This window comes from Tardiphaga sp. 813_E8_N1_3 (assembly GCF_051811025.1).
GTDB lineage: Bacteria > Pseudomonadota > Alphaproteobacteria > Rhizobiales > Xanthobacteraceae > Tardiphaga.
In genome coordinates, this window is the sequence record NZ_JBPWQE010000001.1 from 639,185 (window position 1) to 653,029 (window position 13,845).

The 13,845-nt window shown below is 61.9% G+C and carries 12 protein-coding genes; 2 read left to right on the forward strand and 10 right to left on the reverse strand.

The annotated features are described in order from the left end of the window. Positions 1-40: 40 nt before the first annotated feature. From AB8A33_RS03005 to AB8A33_RS03020, 4 genes are all read right to left on the reverse strand, one after another. On the reverse strand, positions 41-445 hold the full coding sequence (locus tag AB8A33_RS03005) for a DoxX family protein (protein WP_439091360.1): 405 nt from the start codon (positions 443-445) through the stop codon (positions 41-43). Between the two features lie 201 nt (positions 446-646). Beyond that, entirely contained in the window at positions 647-1,123 is a 477-nt protein-coding gene (gene greA, locus AB8A33_RS03010) for a transcription elongation factor GreA (protein ID WP_068728727.1), read from the reverse strand. Between the two features lie 197 nt (positions 1,124-1,320). After that, positions 1,321-4,785, reverse strand: coding sequence for a carbamoyl-phosphate synthase large subunit (gene carB, locus AB8A33_RS03015; protein WP_439091361.1), 3,465 nt, complete (start codon positions 4,783-4,785; stop codon positions 1,321-1,323). A gap of 171 nt (positions 4,786-4,956) precedes the next feature. Beyond that, positions 4,957-6,129, reverse strand: coding sequence for an MFS transporter (locus AB8A33_RS03020; protein ID WP_439091362.1), 1,173 nt, complete (start codon positions 6,127-6,129; stop codon positions 4,957-4,959). A gap of 115 nt (positions 6,130-6,244) precedes the next feature. Between AB8A33_RS03020 and AB8A33_RS03025 the strand changes: the two genes are divergently transcribed. Next, positions 6,245-6,610 carry an ArsR/SmtB family transcription factor gene (locus AB8A33_RS03025; protein WP_439091363.1) on the forward strand — a complete coding sequence of 122 codons (366 nt, stop codon included), beginning with the start codon at positions 6,245-6,247 and terminating at the stop codon, positions 6,608-6,610. Between the two features lie 217 nt (positions 6,611-6,827). On the opposite strand, the gene AB8A33_RS03030 is transcribed toward AB8A33_RS03025, so the two are convergent. After that, entirely contained in the window at positions 6,828-7,523 is a 696-nt protein-coding gene (locus AB8A33_RS03030; protein ID WP_093757101.1) for a class I SAM-dependent methyltransferase, read from the reverse strand. Positions 7,524-7,787: 264 nt separating this feature from the next. Between AB8A33_RS03030 and AB8A33_RS03035 the strand changes: the two genes are divergently transcribed. Next, the gene (locus AB8A33_RS03035; RefSeq protein ID WP_089266251.1) at positions 7,788-8,279 is read left to right on the forward strand and encodes a Dps family protein; all 492 of its coding nucleotides are present in this window, start codon (positions 7,788-7,790) and stop codon (positions 8,277-8,279) included. Positions 8,280-8,374: 95 nt separating this feature from the next. Here the strand turns inward: AB8A33_RS03035 and AB8A33_RS03040 are convergent, their stop codons facing one another. The 5 genes from AB8A33_RS03040 to AB8A33_RS03060 form a co-directional block, all read right to left on the reverse strand. Further along, positions 8,375-9,352 carry a Bug family tripartite tricarboxylate transporter substrate binding protein gene (locus AB8A33_RS03040; RefSeq protein ID WP_439091364.1) on the reverse strand — a complete coding sequence of 326 codons (978 nt, stop codon included), beginning with the start codon at positions 9,350-9,352 and terminating at the stop codon, positions 8,375-8,377. Between the two features lie 125 nt (positions 9,353-9,477). Further along, positions 9,478-10,326, reverse strand: a complete 849-nt coding sequence (locus tag AB8A33_RS03045) for a fumarylacetoacetate hydrolase family protein (RefSeq protein ID WP_439091365.1) — start codon at positions 10,324-10,326, stop codon at positions 9,478-9,480. A 76-nt stretch (positions 10,327-10,402) separates the two neighbouring features. Next, positions 10,403-11,965 carry a bifunctional 3-(3-hydroxy-phenyl)propionate/3-hydroxycinnamic acid hydroxylase MhpA gene (gene mhpA / locus AB8A33_RS03050; protein ID WP_439091366.1) on the reverse strand — a complete coding sequence of 521 codons (1,563 nt, stop codon included), beginning with the start codon at positions 11,963-11,965 and terminating at the stop codon, positions 10,403-10,405. Further along, positions 11,962-12,867, reverse strand: coding sequence for a VOC family protein (locus AB8A33_RS03055; protein ID WP_439091367.1), 906 nt, complete (start codon positions 12,865-12,867; stop codon positions 11,962-11,964). The genes mhpA and AB8A33_RS03055 overlap by 4 nt, the downstream gene beginning before the upstream one ends. Further along, complete coding sequence (locus tag AB8A33_RS03060; RefSeq protein WP_439091368.1) at positions 12,864-13,844, reverse strand: amidohydrolase family protein; 981 nt, start codon at positions 13,842-13,844, stop codon at positions 12,864-12,866. Before AB8A33_RS03060 ends, AB8A33_RS03055 begins: the two co-directional genes overlap by 4 nt. Between the last annotated feature and the right edge of the window lies 1 nt (position 13,845).

A 13,845-nucleotide genomic window follows, 5' to 3' on the forward strand; every position in this document is an offset into this window, starting at 1 on the left:
CTTGCGGTGAGCGCCCTTTTTTATTGTCGTGATGTCGAGGTTAGCTCTTCTTGCGCAGTATCGCGTCGAGGCTGATCGGGCCTCCGCCTGACGTCGCAAGATAGAGGCAGGAGAAGCAGAACAGGATGGCAGCGGTGCCGCCGTTCAGCAGCGGCAGGAAAACCGGATCCGCGCCTTTAAACATGTGGCCGAGGAAGTAAGCGAAAGCCATTTCACCGGCGAGGATGAACGCAACTGGGCGCGTGAACAGGCCGAGCAGCAGCAGCGCACCGCCGACGAGTTCAAGCGTTGCCGCGACCTGGATCAACGGCGGAATATTCGCGAAATAGGGCAGAACCGGAAATTTGAAGATCTTGGCGATGCCATACTGCAGCAGCAACAGGCCGGTGATGAAGCGGAAAAGGCTTAGTGCGGAAGGCTGAAACTTAGCGAAGGCTTGGTCCATGTCATTAGTCCCCCTGTGATGACCATCGTTTCTAGCATTACTGCAATGCAAAATGCTGGTCACTCTCGTGTGAAAATACGTGAGCTGAGGAAGTATTCCAGAAGTTTCCGTGAGTAGCGATGGCTGGATGACGCAATCAGGGGGCAATAAAAAAGCCGCGCATCATGCGCGGCTTTTTTGTTTCGCGTTGAGCGCTGTCGATCAGCGCCACTCGACCTTGGTGATCTCATAGGCCTTGGCCCCGCCGGGAGCGACGACTTCGACCGATGCGCCCTTGCTCTTGCCGATCAGCGCACGCGCCAGTGGCGAGGTAATCGAGATACGACCTTTCTTGGCATCAGCCTCGGGCTCGCCGACGATCTGCCAGACCGCCTTCTTCTCGGTGTCCTCATCGATCAGCGTTACGGTCGCGCCGAACTTGATGGTGTCGCCAGACAGCTTCGAGATATCGATGATATCGGCGCGGGCGAGCTTGTCTTCGATATCGCTGATGCGGCCTTCATTATGCGACTGCTCTTCTTTGGCGGCGTGATACTCGGCATTTTCCGAGAGGTCGCCATGGGAGCGCGCTTCGGCGATCTGCTCGATGATCCGCGGACGGTGCACCGACTGACGTTCCTTCAGCTCGACCTCCAGCGCAGCGTAGCCACCTGCTGTCATCGGGACCTTCTCAACCATTCTCTTCGTCCTCTAACGTCATGCGGCACGCGGCGGCGCGCGCATGAAACCATTCGTTCTGCAAGATGTCGGCTTGGCTGCGCTTGCAGCCAGTTCAGACGCCGGCTTCGAGCGCCGAAACAAAACAAAGACGCGACCGGTGAGTTCCGGTCGTGCCTTGCCTACCTGATCTCGTCGGACCTGCAGTCCGCCCGAATTCAGGCTTCGGAAAAGTAACTCTGCAATGTGCGGACCTCAAGGTCCCCGCCCAAATAGGCCCGGACGCCCTGCGCGGCCGCCACGGCACCCGAAAGAGTGGTGTAATACGGTACTTTATGCAAGAGGGCAGCCCGCCGCAGCGAGCGGCTGTCCGCCAGGGCCTGCGGCCCGTCGGTGGTGTTCAGAACCAGCTGAATCTCGCCATTGGTGATGGCGTCGACGATGTGCGGCCGGCCTTCCAGCACCTTGTTGATCTTTTCGGCGGGGACGCCGTTGTCGACCAGGAAGCGCTGGGTCCCCGACGTGGCGAGCACCTTGAAGCCGTTCGACGAGAGCAGCTTCACGGCATCGAGAATGCGCGTCTTGTCGCTTTCGCGCACGGACACGAACACCGTGCCACTGCGCGGAACGCGGGTGCCGCCACCGAGCTGGCTCTTGGCGAAGGCGATTTCGAACGAGCGATCGATGCCCATCACTTCGCCGGTGGAGCGCATCTCCGGGCCGAGCACCGTATCGACGCCGGGGAAGCGCGCGAACGGGAAGACCGATTCCTTGACGCCGACATGGTCGAGCTTGCGCTTCTTCAGATTGAAGTCGGCGAGCTTCTCGCCGGCCATGATACGCGCGGCGATCTTGGCCACCGGCATGCCCATCACCTTGGCAACGAAAGGCACGGTGCGCGACGCGCGCGGATTGACTTCGAGCACATAGATGTCGCGATCCTTGACCGCGAACTGCACGTTCATCAGTCCGACCACGTCGAGGCCGAGCGCCATGTCGCGGGTCTGGCGTTCGAGCTCGGCGATCATGTCGTCGTCGAGCGAATGCGGCGGCAGCGAGCAGGCCGAGTCGCCGGAGTGAATGCCGGCTTCCTCGATATGCTCCATGATGCCGACGATGAAGGTGTCCTTGCCATCGCACAGGCAGTCGACGTCGACTTCGATGGCATCCGACAGATAGCGATCGAACAGCAGCGGATTGGTGCCGAGCACCGTATTGATCTGGCCGGTTTTGTCGTTCGGATAGCGCGCCTTGACGTCGCCGGGCACCAGCTCCGGCAGCGTGCCGAGCAGGTAATCGCCGAGCTGGCTTTCCTCGCGAATGATCTGCATCGCGCGGCCGCCGAGTACATAGGACGGACGCACCACCAGCGGCAGGCCGAGATCGGCTGCGACGAGGCGGGCCTGTTCGACCGAATAGGCGATGCCGTTCTTCGGCTGCTTGAGCTTGAGTTTGTCGAGGATGCGCTTGAAGCGATCGCGATCTTCCGCGAGATCGATCGCATCCGGCGAGGTACCGAGGATCGGCACGTCCGCGGCTTCCAGCGCGCGCGCAAGCTTCAGCGGGGTCTGACCACCGAACTGCACGATCACGCCATGCAGCGTGCCGTTCTGCTTCTCGGTATCGATGATCTCGAGCACGTCTTCGGCGGTCAGCGGTTCGAAATACAGGCGATCCGCGGTGTCGTAGTCGGTCGACACGGTTTCCGGGTTGCAGTTGACCATGATGGTCTCGTAGCCCGCGTCGGCAAGCGCGAAGCAGGCATGACAGCAGCAATAGTCGAACTCGATGCCCTGGCCGATACGGTTCGGGCCGCCGCCAAGAATGATGACCTTGTTCTTGTCCGACGGCTGACTCTCGTCAGCGAAGGCACCGGCGAAGGACGACTCATAGGTCGAATACATGTAGGCGGTCGGCGAGGCGAATTCGGCGGCGCAGGTGTCGATGCGCTTGAACACCGGACGGACGTTCAGCGAACGGCGCAGTGTCTTGACGTCGGCCTCGGTCTTGCCGGCGAGCACCGCAAGGCGCGCGTCGGAGAAGCCCATGGCCTTCAGCGTCCGCATGCCGAAGGCGTTGGCGGGCAGGCCATTGGCCTTCACCTTGGCTTCCATTTCGACAATGCCGCGCATCTCGGCGAGGAACCACGGATCGATCTTGCAGGAGTTGAAGATCTCTTCATCGGTCCAGCCCAGACGCATGGCCTGGCCGACCTGCAACAGGCGGTCCGGCGTCGGTGTGCCCAGGGCAGCGCGGATCGCGTTCTTGTCGTCGCCGCGGCCGAGATCCTCGATCTCGATTTCGTCGAGGCCGGTCAGGCCGGTCTCGAGGCCGCGCAGCGCCTTCTGCAGCGATTCCTGGAAGGTACGGCCGATGGCCATGACTTCGCCGACCGACTTCATCGAGGTGGTCAGCGTGCGCGATGCGCCCGGGAATTTCTCGAAGGCGAACCGCGGAATCTTGGTGACGACATAGTCGATGGTCGGCTCGAAGGAAGCCGGGGTGGCGCCGCCGGTGATGTCGTTGGCGATTTCATCGAGCGTGTAGCCAACAGCGAGCTTTGCCGCGACCTTGGCGATCGGGAAGCCGGTGGCTTTTGACGCCAGTGCCGACGAGCGCGACACGCGCGGATTCATTTCGATCACGACCATGCGGCCGTCGGCGGGATTGACGCCGAATTGCACGTTGGAGCCGCCGGTCTCTACGCCGATCTCGCGCAGCACCGCCAGCGAGGCGTCGCGCATGATCTGGTATTCTTTGTCGGTCAGCGTCAGCGCCGGCGCGACGGTGATCGAGTCGCCAGTATGCACGCCCATCGGATCGAGATTCTCGATCGAGCAGATGATGATGCAGTTGTCCTTCTTGTCGCGGACGACTTCCATCTCGTACTCTTTCCAGCCGAGCACTGACTCTTCGATCAGCACTTCGTTGGTCGGAGACGCGTCGAGGCCGCGCTCGATGATGTCGAGGAATTCTTCACGGTTGTAAGCGATGCCGCCGCCGGTGCCGCCCATGGTGAAGGACGGACGGATAATCGCGGGCAGACCGATTTCGGACAGCGCCATCAGCGCCTGGCCGAGGGCATGTTCCTGATAGCGCTTGCGGCGGTCGCCTTCATGCAGCACCCACTGCCGCTCGTGCTCGGCGAGCGCGTCTCCCGTCAGCTTGGCTTTTTCGGCCTGGTGCTGCTCGCGATACTGCTTCTTCAGCGCGGATGCGTTGGCGAGCCGCGACTTCGGCGTCTCCAACCCGATTTTCGTCATCGCCTCGCGGAACAGCTGGCGGTCTTCGGCCTTGTCGATCGCTTCGGCGGTGGCGCCGATCATCTCGACGTCGAACTTCTCCAGCGTGCCTTGCTGGCGCAGCGACAGCGCGCAGTTCAGCGCGGTCTGGCCGCCCATGGTCGGCAGCAGCGCAAAACCCTTGGAGCGGTCGCCGCGCTCCTTCTCAATGATTTTGGCGACGATCTCGGGTGTGATCGGCTCGATATAGGTCGCGTCCGCCAGTTCCGGGTCCGTCATGATGGTGGCCGGATTGGAATTGACCAGAACGATCCGGTAGCCCTCTTCCTTGAGCGTCTTGACGGCCTGGGTGCCCGAATAGTCGAACTCGCAGGCTTGGCCGATCACGATAGGACCGGCGCCGATGATCAGGATGGTGGATATGTCGGTGCGTTTTGGCATTTAAACTCGCGGTGGTGACAAATCGGCACAAAAAAAGGGCGCGCATACGCGCGTCCCTCGGGCCCGGGCGCCAAACCAGCCATGGACCCCTCAGGGAGCCATGGGCCGATCCTCGCGCGCGGCTGTCTTTAGACCACTATAACGGGGCGGGGAAGGCTTTTGAAGGTGCCATCAACCGGCAATTTGGGCCGGTTTCGGGCGCTTCAGAAGGTGTCCGGCGAGGACGAGCGCGAGGGCTGCCGCCTCGGCGCAGCCACCGATCCAGCCGAGGTGGTTGGAGCTCAATGTCGACAGCACCACGCCGCCCAACGCGCTGCCGGCGGCAAAGCCGATATACATGGCCGAGGCGTTCAGCGAGAGCGCGATGACCGAGGCTTCCGGCGTGACGCGCACGAGATGCGCGACCTGTCCGGGGTAGAACATCCAGCCGGCAATGCCCTGGGTAAAAATGAAGACCAGAAACAGCACGCCCGCAGTGGCGGGCGGCGCGAATATCAGGGCCACCGATTGCAGCGTCAGTGACAGCATCATGCCGATCAGGCCCAGCGTCGAGGTCCGGAGCGGCCCGATACGGTCGGACATCGTGCCGCCCAAGGTGTTTCCGATCGCCGCGGCGACACCGAAGACCAGCAGTGCCAAGCTGATTCCGTTGGCGTCAAAGCCAAGTCGGTGCAGTGGCACGGCCAGATAGGTGAATGAGGTAAAGCCTCCGAGGCCCCAAAGGCAGGTTACGGCAAGGGTTTTCAGCACTTCGGGATGGCGCGCGACGGCAAGCCTCTGTCCGAGTGTGGCAGCAGTGCGTGGCAAACCGCGGGGTAATCCCAGCAGCAGCCCGGCCAACGCGACGGCGCCGAGCGCTGCGACCATCACGAACGTCGACCGCCAGCCAAAATGGCTGCCGACCCAGGTTCCGAGCGGCACGCCCAGAACCGTCGCCACCGTCAGGCCGGAGATCACCAGCGAGGCGGCGCGGCCACGGCGTTCCGGTGCAGCGATCGCGATTGCGACGGCCATCGCTGTCGGCATGCAAAGTCCGGCGCCCACGGCCATCAGCATGCGCGATAGCAGGAGAGTGCCGAATGTGGCCGCAACGGCCGCCAGAAGATTTCCGACGATGAAGCAGACCAGTGCCAGAGAGACGACGGTGCGGCGGTCAAAATTGCTGAACAGCACAGCCAGGATCGGCGAGCCGATCGCATAAGTAATGGCGTAAACGGTGACCAATTGTCCCGTGGCCGCCAACGTGACATTCAGGTCCGCTGCCATGATTGGAAGAAGACCAGCAATTACAAACGCTTCGGTCCCAATCGCAAATGCCGCCAAGGCCAGCCAGAAGACGCTCATCGCCACATCCTTAGTTCAAGGTCTGTTGAACTATTGATGTGGCGCTGCAAAATGTCAAATGGTTCAAGAAATATTGAACATTGCGAGAGCCGGTCGGAATCAGTATTGAAGAGCCATGAGCCGCATTCTCCCGCATCCCACGCGCGAACAGATCGAATTGCCTGGCGTGATGGATTGCCTGAGCGATCCGATCCGGCTGGCGATCGTCTACAATCTGGCCAAACGCGAGAAAGAGGTCGGAGAATTGCGCTGTGGCGATTTTTACGGCCTCAGCGGCAAGTCCAATCTCGCCTATCATTTTGCGAAACTGCGCGAGGCCGGCCTGATGGAAACGCGCGCGGTGGGGACGGCGAGGTTGATGAAACTGCGCCGCGAAGATCTCGAGAGCAGGTTTCCGGGTTTGCTGGATGCGGTGCTCACATCGGCCGAGCGCGATGCCGAGCGCCTGCAGCTTCCGGTGCTGGAATTCACCGAAGCCTGACCGCGCCGACGCGCTGGTGGCCGACATACTGGTGAATGTCTGAAAGGTTGGAGGCCCAGCCTGGACTTGAACCAGGATAAAGAGCGATGCATCGCCCCCGCGTAGACATTTCCGCCACCGGGCCGAGCACAATGTTACCGATCATGGGGTGGCGATCCACCTCAAGTTTTGTAAACCGTCTGTTAACCTTAATCGTCCGTTTGCCCCAGCCGATGCCTCAGAATGCGTGATGGGCGACGAAGGTCATGCGCGACGAATTATGACCGATATTGACCGGCGCCCGCGACGCACGGAAACCGGCCGCGGTCAGCTTGGCCAGCATCTCCGCCTCGCTGTAGCGCTGCAGGCCGACCTTGGTGCGCAACTGGCGATAGTCGGAGAGGGCCGTGCGAACAAGCCCAATGAACGCATCCCACAGAAAGCCGTGCTCCCGGGCGAGCTTCAGCAGCGCCATGACATCGGTCGCCATGCCGACATCGGGCTGCAGGATGTCGCCGACCACCAGCTTGCCGCCAGGCGCCAGCAGCCGCTTGATGATTGCAAAGGCATCGTCGAGTTCGGGGCCTGTCATGTACTGAGCCACCGAATTCATGACAGCCAGGTCGATCGACTGCGCCGTCATGTTGCGCAACTCTTCCAGCGAACGGACCCGGATTTTGGTGTTGGGCGCAAAGCGGGCGACCAGTCGGCCGCGGACACCGGGCGCGGGCTCCGCCAGGATCAGCTTGCTGCAGGCATTGGCCACCTTGGCGGCCGAGAGTGCTTCGCCGCAGGCATAGTCGAGCACGACAGCATCCTGAGAAGCGATGTAGCCGATGATATCGCGGGCGATGACCTCGAAATGCACGTCACGATGCAGTTTGCTCGCATAAATCGTATGCGTGGAATCGTAATAATCGATCCAATCTTCCATCGTCTACCCGGCCCGATTGTTGTTCCCGTCTCGGGAACCCCTATATTTGTGATGCGTTGGAGACGGTCTAGAGCGTTTTCAGGCGCGTGGGAAACCGCCTTTCCTCAAGAACCGCAGTTTTCGGAAATTTGCAGTGCTTTCCGTCAAGACCACTCCGATTTTTCCTGAAATCTTCCGCCCTGACGACAATCCTCCAGCCATCAAATCATCCGACACGGGAAGGTAAGTCACGTGAGCACCAAGACATCGAAAATCGCCGCCGAAATGAATACCCCGACTGACCTTTCAGCCGACGCCGTGGAGAAGGTGGCCAAAGCGCTGAACGGGTTGCTCGCCGACGCTTTCGCGCTTTATCTCAAGACCAAGAATTTTCATTGGCATCTCAGCGGGCGCCATTTCCGCGACTATCATCTGATGCTCGACGAGCAGTCCGACCAGATTTTTGCGACGACAGACCCGTTGGCGGAACGCGTGCGCAAGATCGGCGGACGTACGCTGCGGTCGATCGGCGAAGTCGCCAAGCTGCAGACCATCAAAGACAATGACGAAGCCTATGTGCCGCCAGTGGAGATGCTGCGCGAGCTGATGAACGACAACAAGAAGATGGCAGCGGCGATGCGCAAGGCCCACGAGGTCTGCGACGACGCCAAGGACATCGCCAGCGCCAGCCTGCTGGAAAACTACATCGACGATACCGAGCGCCGCACCTGGTTCCTGTTCGAAGCCTCGCAGCAGGAAGGTGGCAACGAAGCGTAAGCGTCGTTCGCGATTGAATATGTCAAAACGCCCGCTTCACAGCGGGCGTTTTCATGTGAGGATGCCGTTGTTCGGTACCAAGCGCAGGGCCGCGGTTATTCAGGCTGAATGCCAAGTTCCTGAATCGTCTTGCCTGTGGCGACAAGCTCGGCGTCGAAAAAGCGCTTCGCGCCCGCAGGCGTCACCACGTCACCGGAAGCGACGTCGAAGCCGAGCACGGGCGCGCGCTCCTGCACATCCGGCGTTTTCAGTGCCTGCGCAATCTCGGCACTAAGTTTGTCAACGATCTCGGCAGGTGTCCCGGTCGGTGCCATCATCATGAACCAGCCTTGCAGGTCTGCGCCCTTCAATGTCTCCCCGATCGCAGGGACGTCCGGCAATGAAGCGACGCGCTTGTTACCGGCAATGGCGAGCGCGCGCAGCGTACCGGCCTTGATGAAGGATTCGGCGACCGATGCCGACTGGATCGTCACCTGGGTGCGTCCGGTCAGGCTGTCCTGGATCGCGTTGGTGATGGTGTTGTAGGGCACCAGCACGAAGCCGGTGCCCGCCTGCTTGTTGATGGTCTGTGCGATCAGGCCGGAAATGTTACGCGCCCCGTCGACCGCCATGCTCAGGGAGCCGGGAGCGGATTTTTCGAGCGCAATCAATTCCGCAAGCGTCTTTGCTTTCACGTCGGGATTGACGAGCAGGACATGATTGCTCCGCGCCACCATCGCCACCGGCACGAAATCCTTCACGGGATCGTAGGGCAGCTTCTTGAACGTGTAGGGATTGGTGACCAGCGCCGCCGACGTCGCGAACAGGAATGTGTAGCCATCGGGCGCGGCGCGGGCGACGGTCTGGGCGCCGACGAGATTCGCAGCGCCCGGCCGGTTCTCGACGACGAATTGTTGTCCGAGCGCGCGGGACAGTTTCTCGGCAACAATGCGGCACAGCACATCCGGGCTGTTGCCCGCTGCCTGCGGCACCACGATCGTCACCGGCTTTTGCGGCCATGATTGCGCATAAGCGGGCAGCGAGAGGCAAAGGATGCTGCCGGTCAACAGGATACGACGGGACAAGGTGAGCATGGACTTCCTCCTGAAATGGTTGGCCTGCGATTTCTGATCGGTTGTTGAGGCGCGCTTTTTTGAACGAGCGGGTTTTTGTCGTGAGAAGCAGCCCGCGGCGCTGGTGGCGCGGGCTGCCGCTTGCATCAGACCTCGTCGGCCACACCGTTGCGCAGCACGCCGAGCCGATCGATCTCGACTTCGACGATGTCGCCCGGCTTCAGCCAAAGTGGAGGCGTGCGCTTGGCGCCGACGCCGCCCGGCGTGCCGGTGGCGATCACGTCGCCTGGCTCAAGACGGGTGAAGGACGAGCAGTATTCGATCTGACGCGGGATATCGAAGATCATCTGATCGATGGTGGCGTCCTGCACGACCTGGCCATTGACGCGGGTCTGCAGCCGCAGCGGCGCGACATCGCCGAGTTCGTCCGGCGTCATCATCCAGGGGCCGAAGCCGCCGGTCTCCGGAAAATTCTTGCCGGGCGTGAACTGATGGGTGTGACGCTGGAAATCGCGCACGCTGCCTTCATTGTAACAGGCATAGCCGGCGATGTGGCTCCACGCATCGGCTTGCGTGATATGGCGTCCGGGCTTGCCGATGACGATGGCGAGCTCGCCTTCGAAATCGAGATGGGTCGAATTCTTCGGGCGGATGATATTGGTGAGATGGCCGGTCTGGCTGTTGGCAAAGCGGCCGAACACCGTGGGGTTCTCGACCTCGGCGCGTCCGGTTTCCTTGCGGTGCATTTCGTAATTCAGGCCGATGCAGAGGATCTTGTCCGGATTTGGAATGACCGGCAGCCAGGTGATGTCAGCGGTCGGGATACGCTTGGCTTTGCCGGAAGCATCGCGCACGGCGGACAGCGCGTCCGCGGCGATGACGGATTTGAGGTCGGGGTAGCGGTTGCCGAGAACGGCGCCGATGTCGAGCGCCTCGTCGCCCTCGATCACACCCCAGGTCTTGCTGGTACCGATCTGAAAACTTGCCAATTTCATTGTGATGCCCTCGCTCTGGAAGCTGCGTGTCCGTGGGGAATGTTGGTGTGGTGATACTGTGCAGCCGGCCTGATCATCAGAGCCGCTCCGCAAGATCGGTGAACAGCGCGTCGAGTGCGCTAACGTCGCGGGCGATGCCGAAGACGTAGTGGTCGGGCCGCACGATTGCGGCGCGGCAATCGTGACGGTCGAACCAGGCGGCGAGAACGCCGTCCTCTTCAGTAAGTACGTCATCGGCGGTGGGGCCGATGCGAATTGGCTTGATGTCCAGCTGAGTCATGATCGCTTGCAGGTCGGGACTGAACTCCAGTTCGTTGCGTGTATCGAGCACAAGTCGCCATCCGGTGCCGGCGACGCTATCGAGACGGCGCCGTCCTTCTGCAGTCCTGATCCAGGGCTGTGGAAATAGCGTGCCATGCGCAGCATGAAGCGGGAACGCCAATAGACCAGTCTGCAGCGGCGGCACGATTTCCTGACGGGTGATGGTGCGGGGGTGGCCACCACCCTCCGCAAGAATGCGCTCGTCGCGTGCTGCTGCGGCGTCGGGATCGCGTTCGCAGATCACATGGCCGATGGCCTTGATGCGGGAAGTGAGCTGGCGCACATGCTCGCCGCGCTCTTCGCCGTAGCTGTCGAGCAATTTTGCATTGGATTGTCCGCGGAGAACGCGGTCGAGCTTCCAGACGAGATTGCCGACATCGCGAATGCCCTGGCACATGCCCTGGCCGATGAATGGCGGCTGCTGATGCGCGGCATCTCCGGCGAGGAAAATGCGGCCGCGCCGCCATTCCTGTGCGACGAGCGCATGAAATCGATAGCTCGCCGCACGCCACAATGTAGCGTCGTCGGGCGTGATCCAGCGGGCCAGCAGCCGCCATACCTGCGCGGCCGTTTCCATCTCGCGCGGATCTTCGCCGGGCAGCAGCATGATTTCGAAGCGACGATGATTGCCGGGGCCGATGATAAAGGTCGTGGGCCGCGACGGATCGCAGAATTGCGCGGCAGTGTCCGGCAGCTTGCCGAGCGCTGCTTCATGCACCTGCAGATCCACCACCAGCCAGGGCTCATCGAAGACGAGATCCTCGAATGCGATGCCAAGCTGTTGCCGGGTGCTGCTCGATGCGCCGTCACAAGCGATGACGTAGTCGGCTGTGACAGCGTGCGTCGTACCGCGATCGTCGCGCAAATGCAGCGTCACACTATCCGTCGATTGCGTGAAGCCAAGGAGCTCGGTGCCCAGCTCGACCGCGACGCTGTCATAGGCCGCGGCATGTTCGCGCAAGGCAGCTTCGACCGGCGGCTGCGTGAACACCATGCTGGGCGTGTAGCCGAGCGGATAGGGCTCCGCGACCATGTCGATGCGGCGGATCAGCTGCCCTTTGGCGCCGAAATGCTGGGAGGCGGGGAACGGAGCAACGTAAGGCAGCACGCGCTCGGCAGCGCCGATATTGTCGAGCAGGCGCAGGATCTCATGATCGATCGCGATCGCACGCGGCTTGTCATAGACCTCGCGCTGACGGTCGATGGCCAGTGTACGGATGCTCCGGTTGCCGAGAAGACTGGCCGCGATGGCGCCTGACGGGCCGTGACCGACCACGACGACCTGAAAATCATTCTGTGGCTTCGATGAAAGCGTCACGCGGCACTCCCGTCGGCGTAGCCAATGGCAATCTGTGCTGCCTTGACGTGATCGGCTTTCGGCGGGGCGATGCCCCAATGATCGGTGCGACCGGGTGGCCAGACCCATTCCGACGGGCCGCGTACGACATAGCTGTCATCGACCTGCAGGACTTCGGCGGTGTATTCGATGACGGTTCCGACGGGGTCGATGAAGTAAGCGAACACGTTGTCGCCGGGGCCGTGACGGCCGACGCCCCAGGCAATGGGAAATCCGGCATCGATCATGCGACCCGAGCCCCGCATCACTGCTTCGAGATCCGGCATCAGGAAGGCGACGTGGTTGAGTCCGTTCACGGCAGCGTCGGCGATGACGATGGCATGGTGGTCGCTGTTGCAGCAGACGAAGGCCATGATCTTCGAGCGGTCGGTGAGACGAAAGCCGAGTGCCTGTTCGTAGAACGCGGCGAGATCATCGACACCGGTGCTGTTGATGTTGACATGCGCAAGACGCGTCGGCCGGTTGGCCGATGACGGAGCTTCGGCATGTTGCAGGTCGCCATGAATGAAGCGCAGTACGCCGCCGTCCGGGGCGCGGATGGTCATCAGTGTGCCCCCATCTGGCGCCGGATTTGGTGCCGGGCCGGAGAGCAGCGTGGCCCCGTGTTTCACCGATGTTGCGGCGATCGTTTCGAATTCCGCATCCGAATGCAGCCGGAACGTGATGGCCCTCAGCGCGGGGCGATCGCCCTTCCGCAAGGCGACGACATGGTGATCGGTACCGCTGGCCCGCAAGTAAGTGACGCCGTCGTGGCGCGTTACGAGGTCGAGGCCCCAGACAGATGTGTAGAACTGCTCGGATTGCTCGAGATCTGGCGTGTCGAGATCGACGCTGCGCAGGGCAGAGATCGGGAAATGGGTCATTGCGGAGCCTGCTCGTCAAGGCCGAGGAAACGTCTTGCATTGGCGTAAAGGACGAGATTGCGCGTGGTCTCGTCGCCGATCGCCGATGCGGCGCGCGTTGCTGGCGTGCGATCGTGAAATGCGAACGGATAGTCCGTGCCGAGCATGATCTGCGTCGCGCCGAACTTGGCGATCAAATGCAGCAGCGTCGGGTCGTCATAGACCAGCGCATCGTAATAGAGCCGGCGTGCCTGCAGGGTCGGCGATTCCTGAATGCTCTCCTGCAGCACGGGGAACACCTGATAGCCCTCCTGAAGCCGCGGCAGCAGCGACGCGAGCGTGCCGCCGCCGTGGCTGAACGCCATGCGCAGGCGCGGGTGGCGCAGTAGGAGGTTCGAGGTGATCACCGATGCTGCGGCAAGGCCGACATCGGTCGGATAGGCCAGCACCTGCTGCAATTGGGCCGGGCCGACGAGGCGGTCCATGCCGCAAGGCCGCAAGGCGTGGACGAACACCGCCATGTCGAGCTTCTCGACCTCGGCGAAGAATCCATCGAAGTCGGGAGACCCGATCGGCTTGCCGTTGATGTTGCTGCCGATCTCGATGCCCGCAAAGCTGAGTTCGTGCTTCAGCCGATGCAGCTCGGTGATGGCGCGGTCGATGTCCTGTAGCGGCAGCGCGCCGAGGGCGACGAGGCGGCCACCGGAATGCATGACCATCTCGGCCATCTGGTCGTTAATGTAGCGGAGGAGATCATTCGCCGCTGCGGGCTCCATCCAATAGGACAGTAGCTCCGGCATCGGCGAAATGGCCTGCATGTCGAGTCCCATTTCCGCCATATCCGCGACGCGCTTGGCGACATCCCAGCAGCGATCCGACACCGTGCGATAGACGCGGCCGGCCATCATCACATGCTTGTGGCAGGGTTTGGCATCCGCCATCGACGGCCAGTCGGCCGGCACCGCCGCGCCTAGGTAGGACGGAAAGGAGGCGGGCACG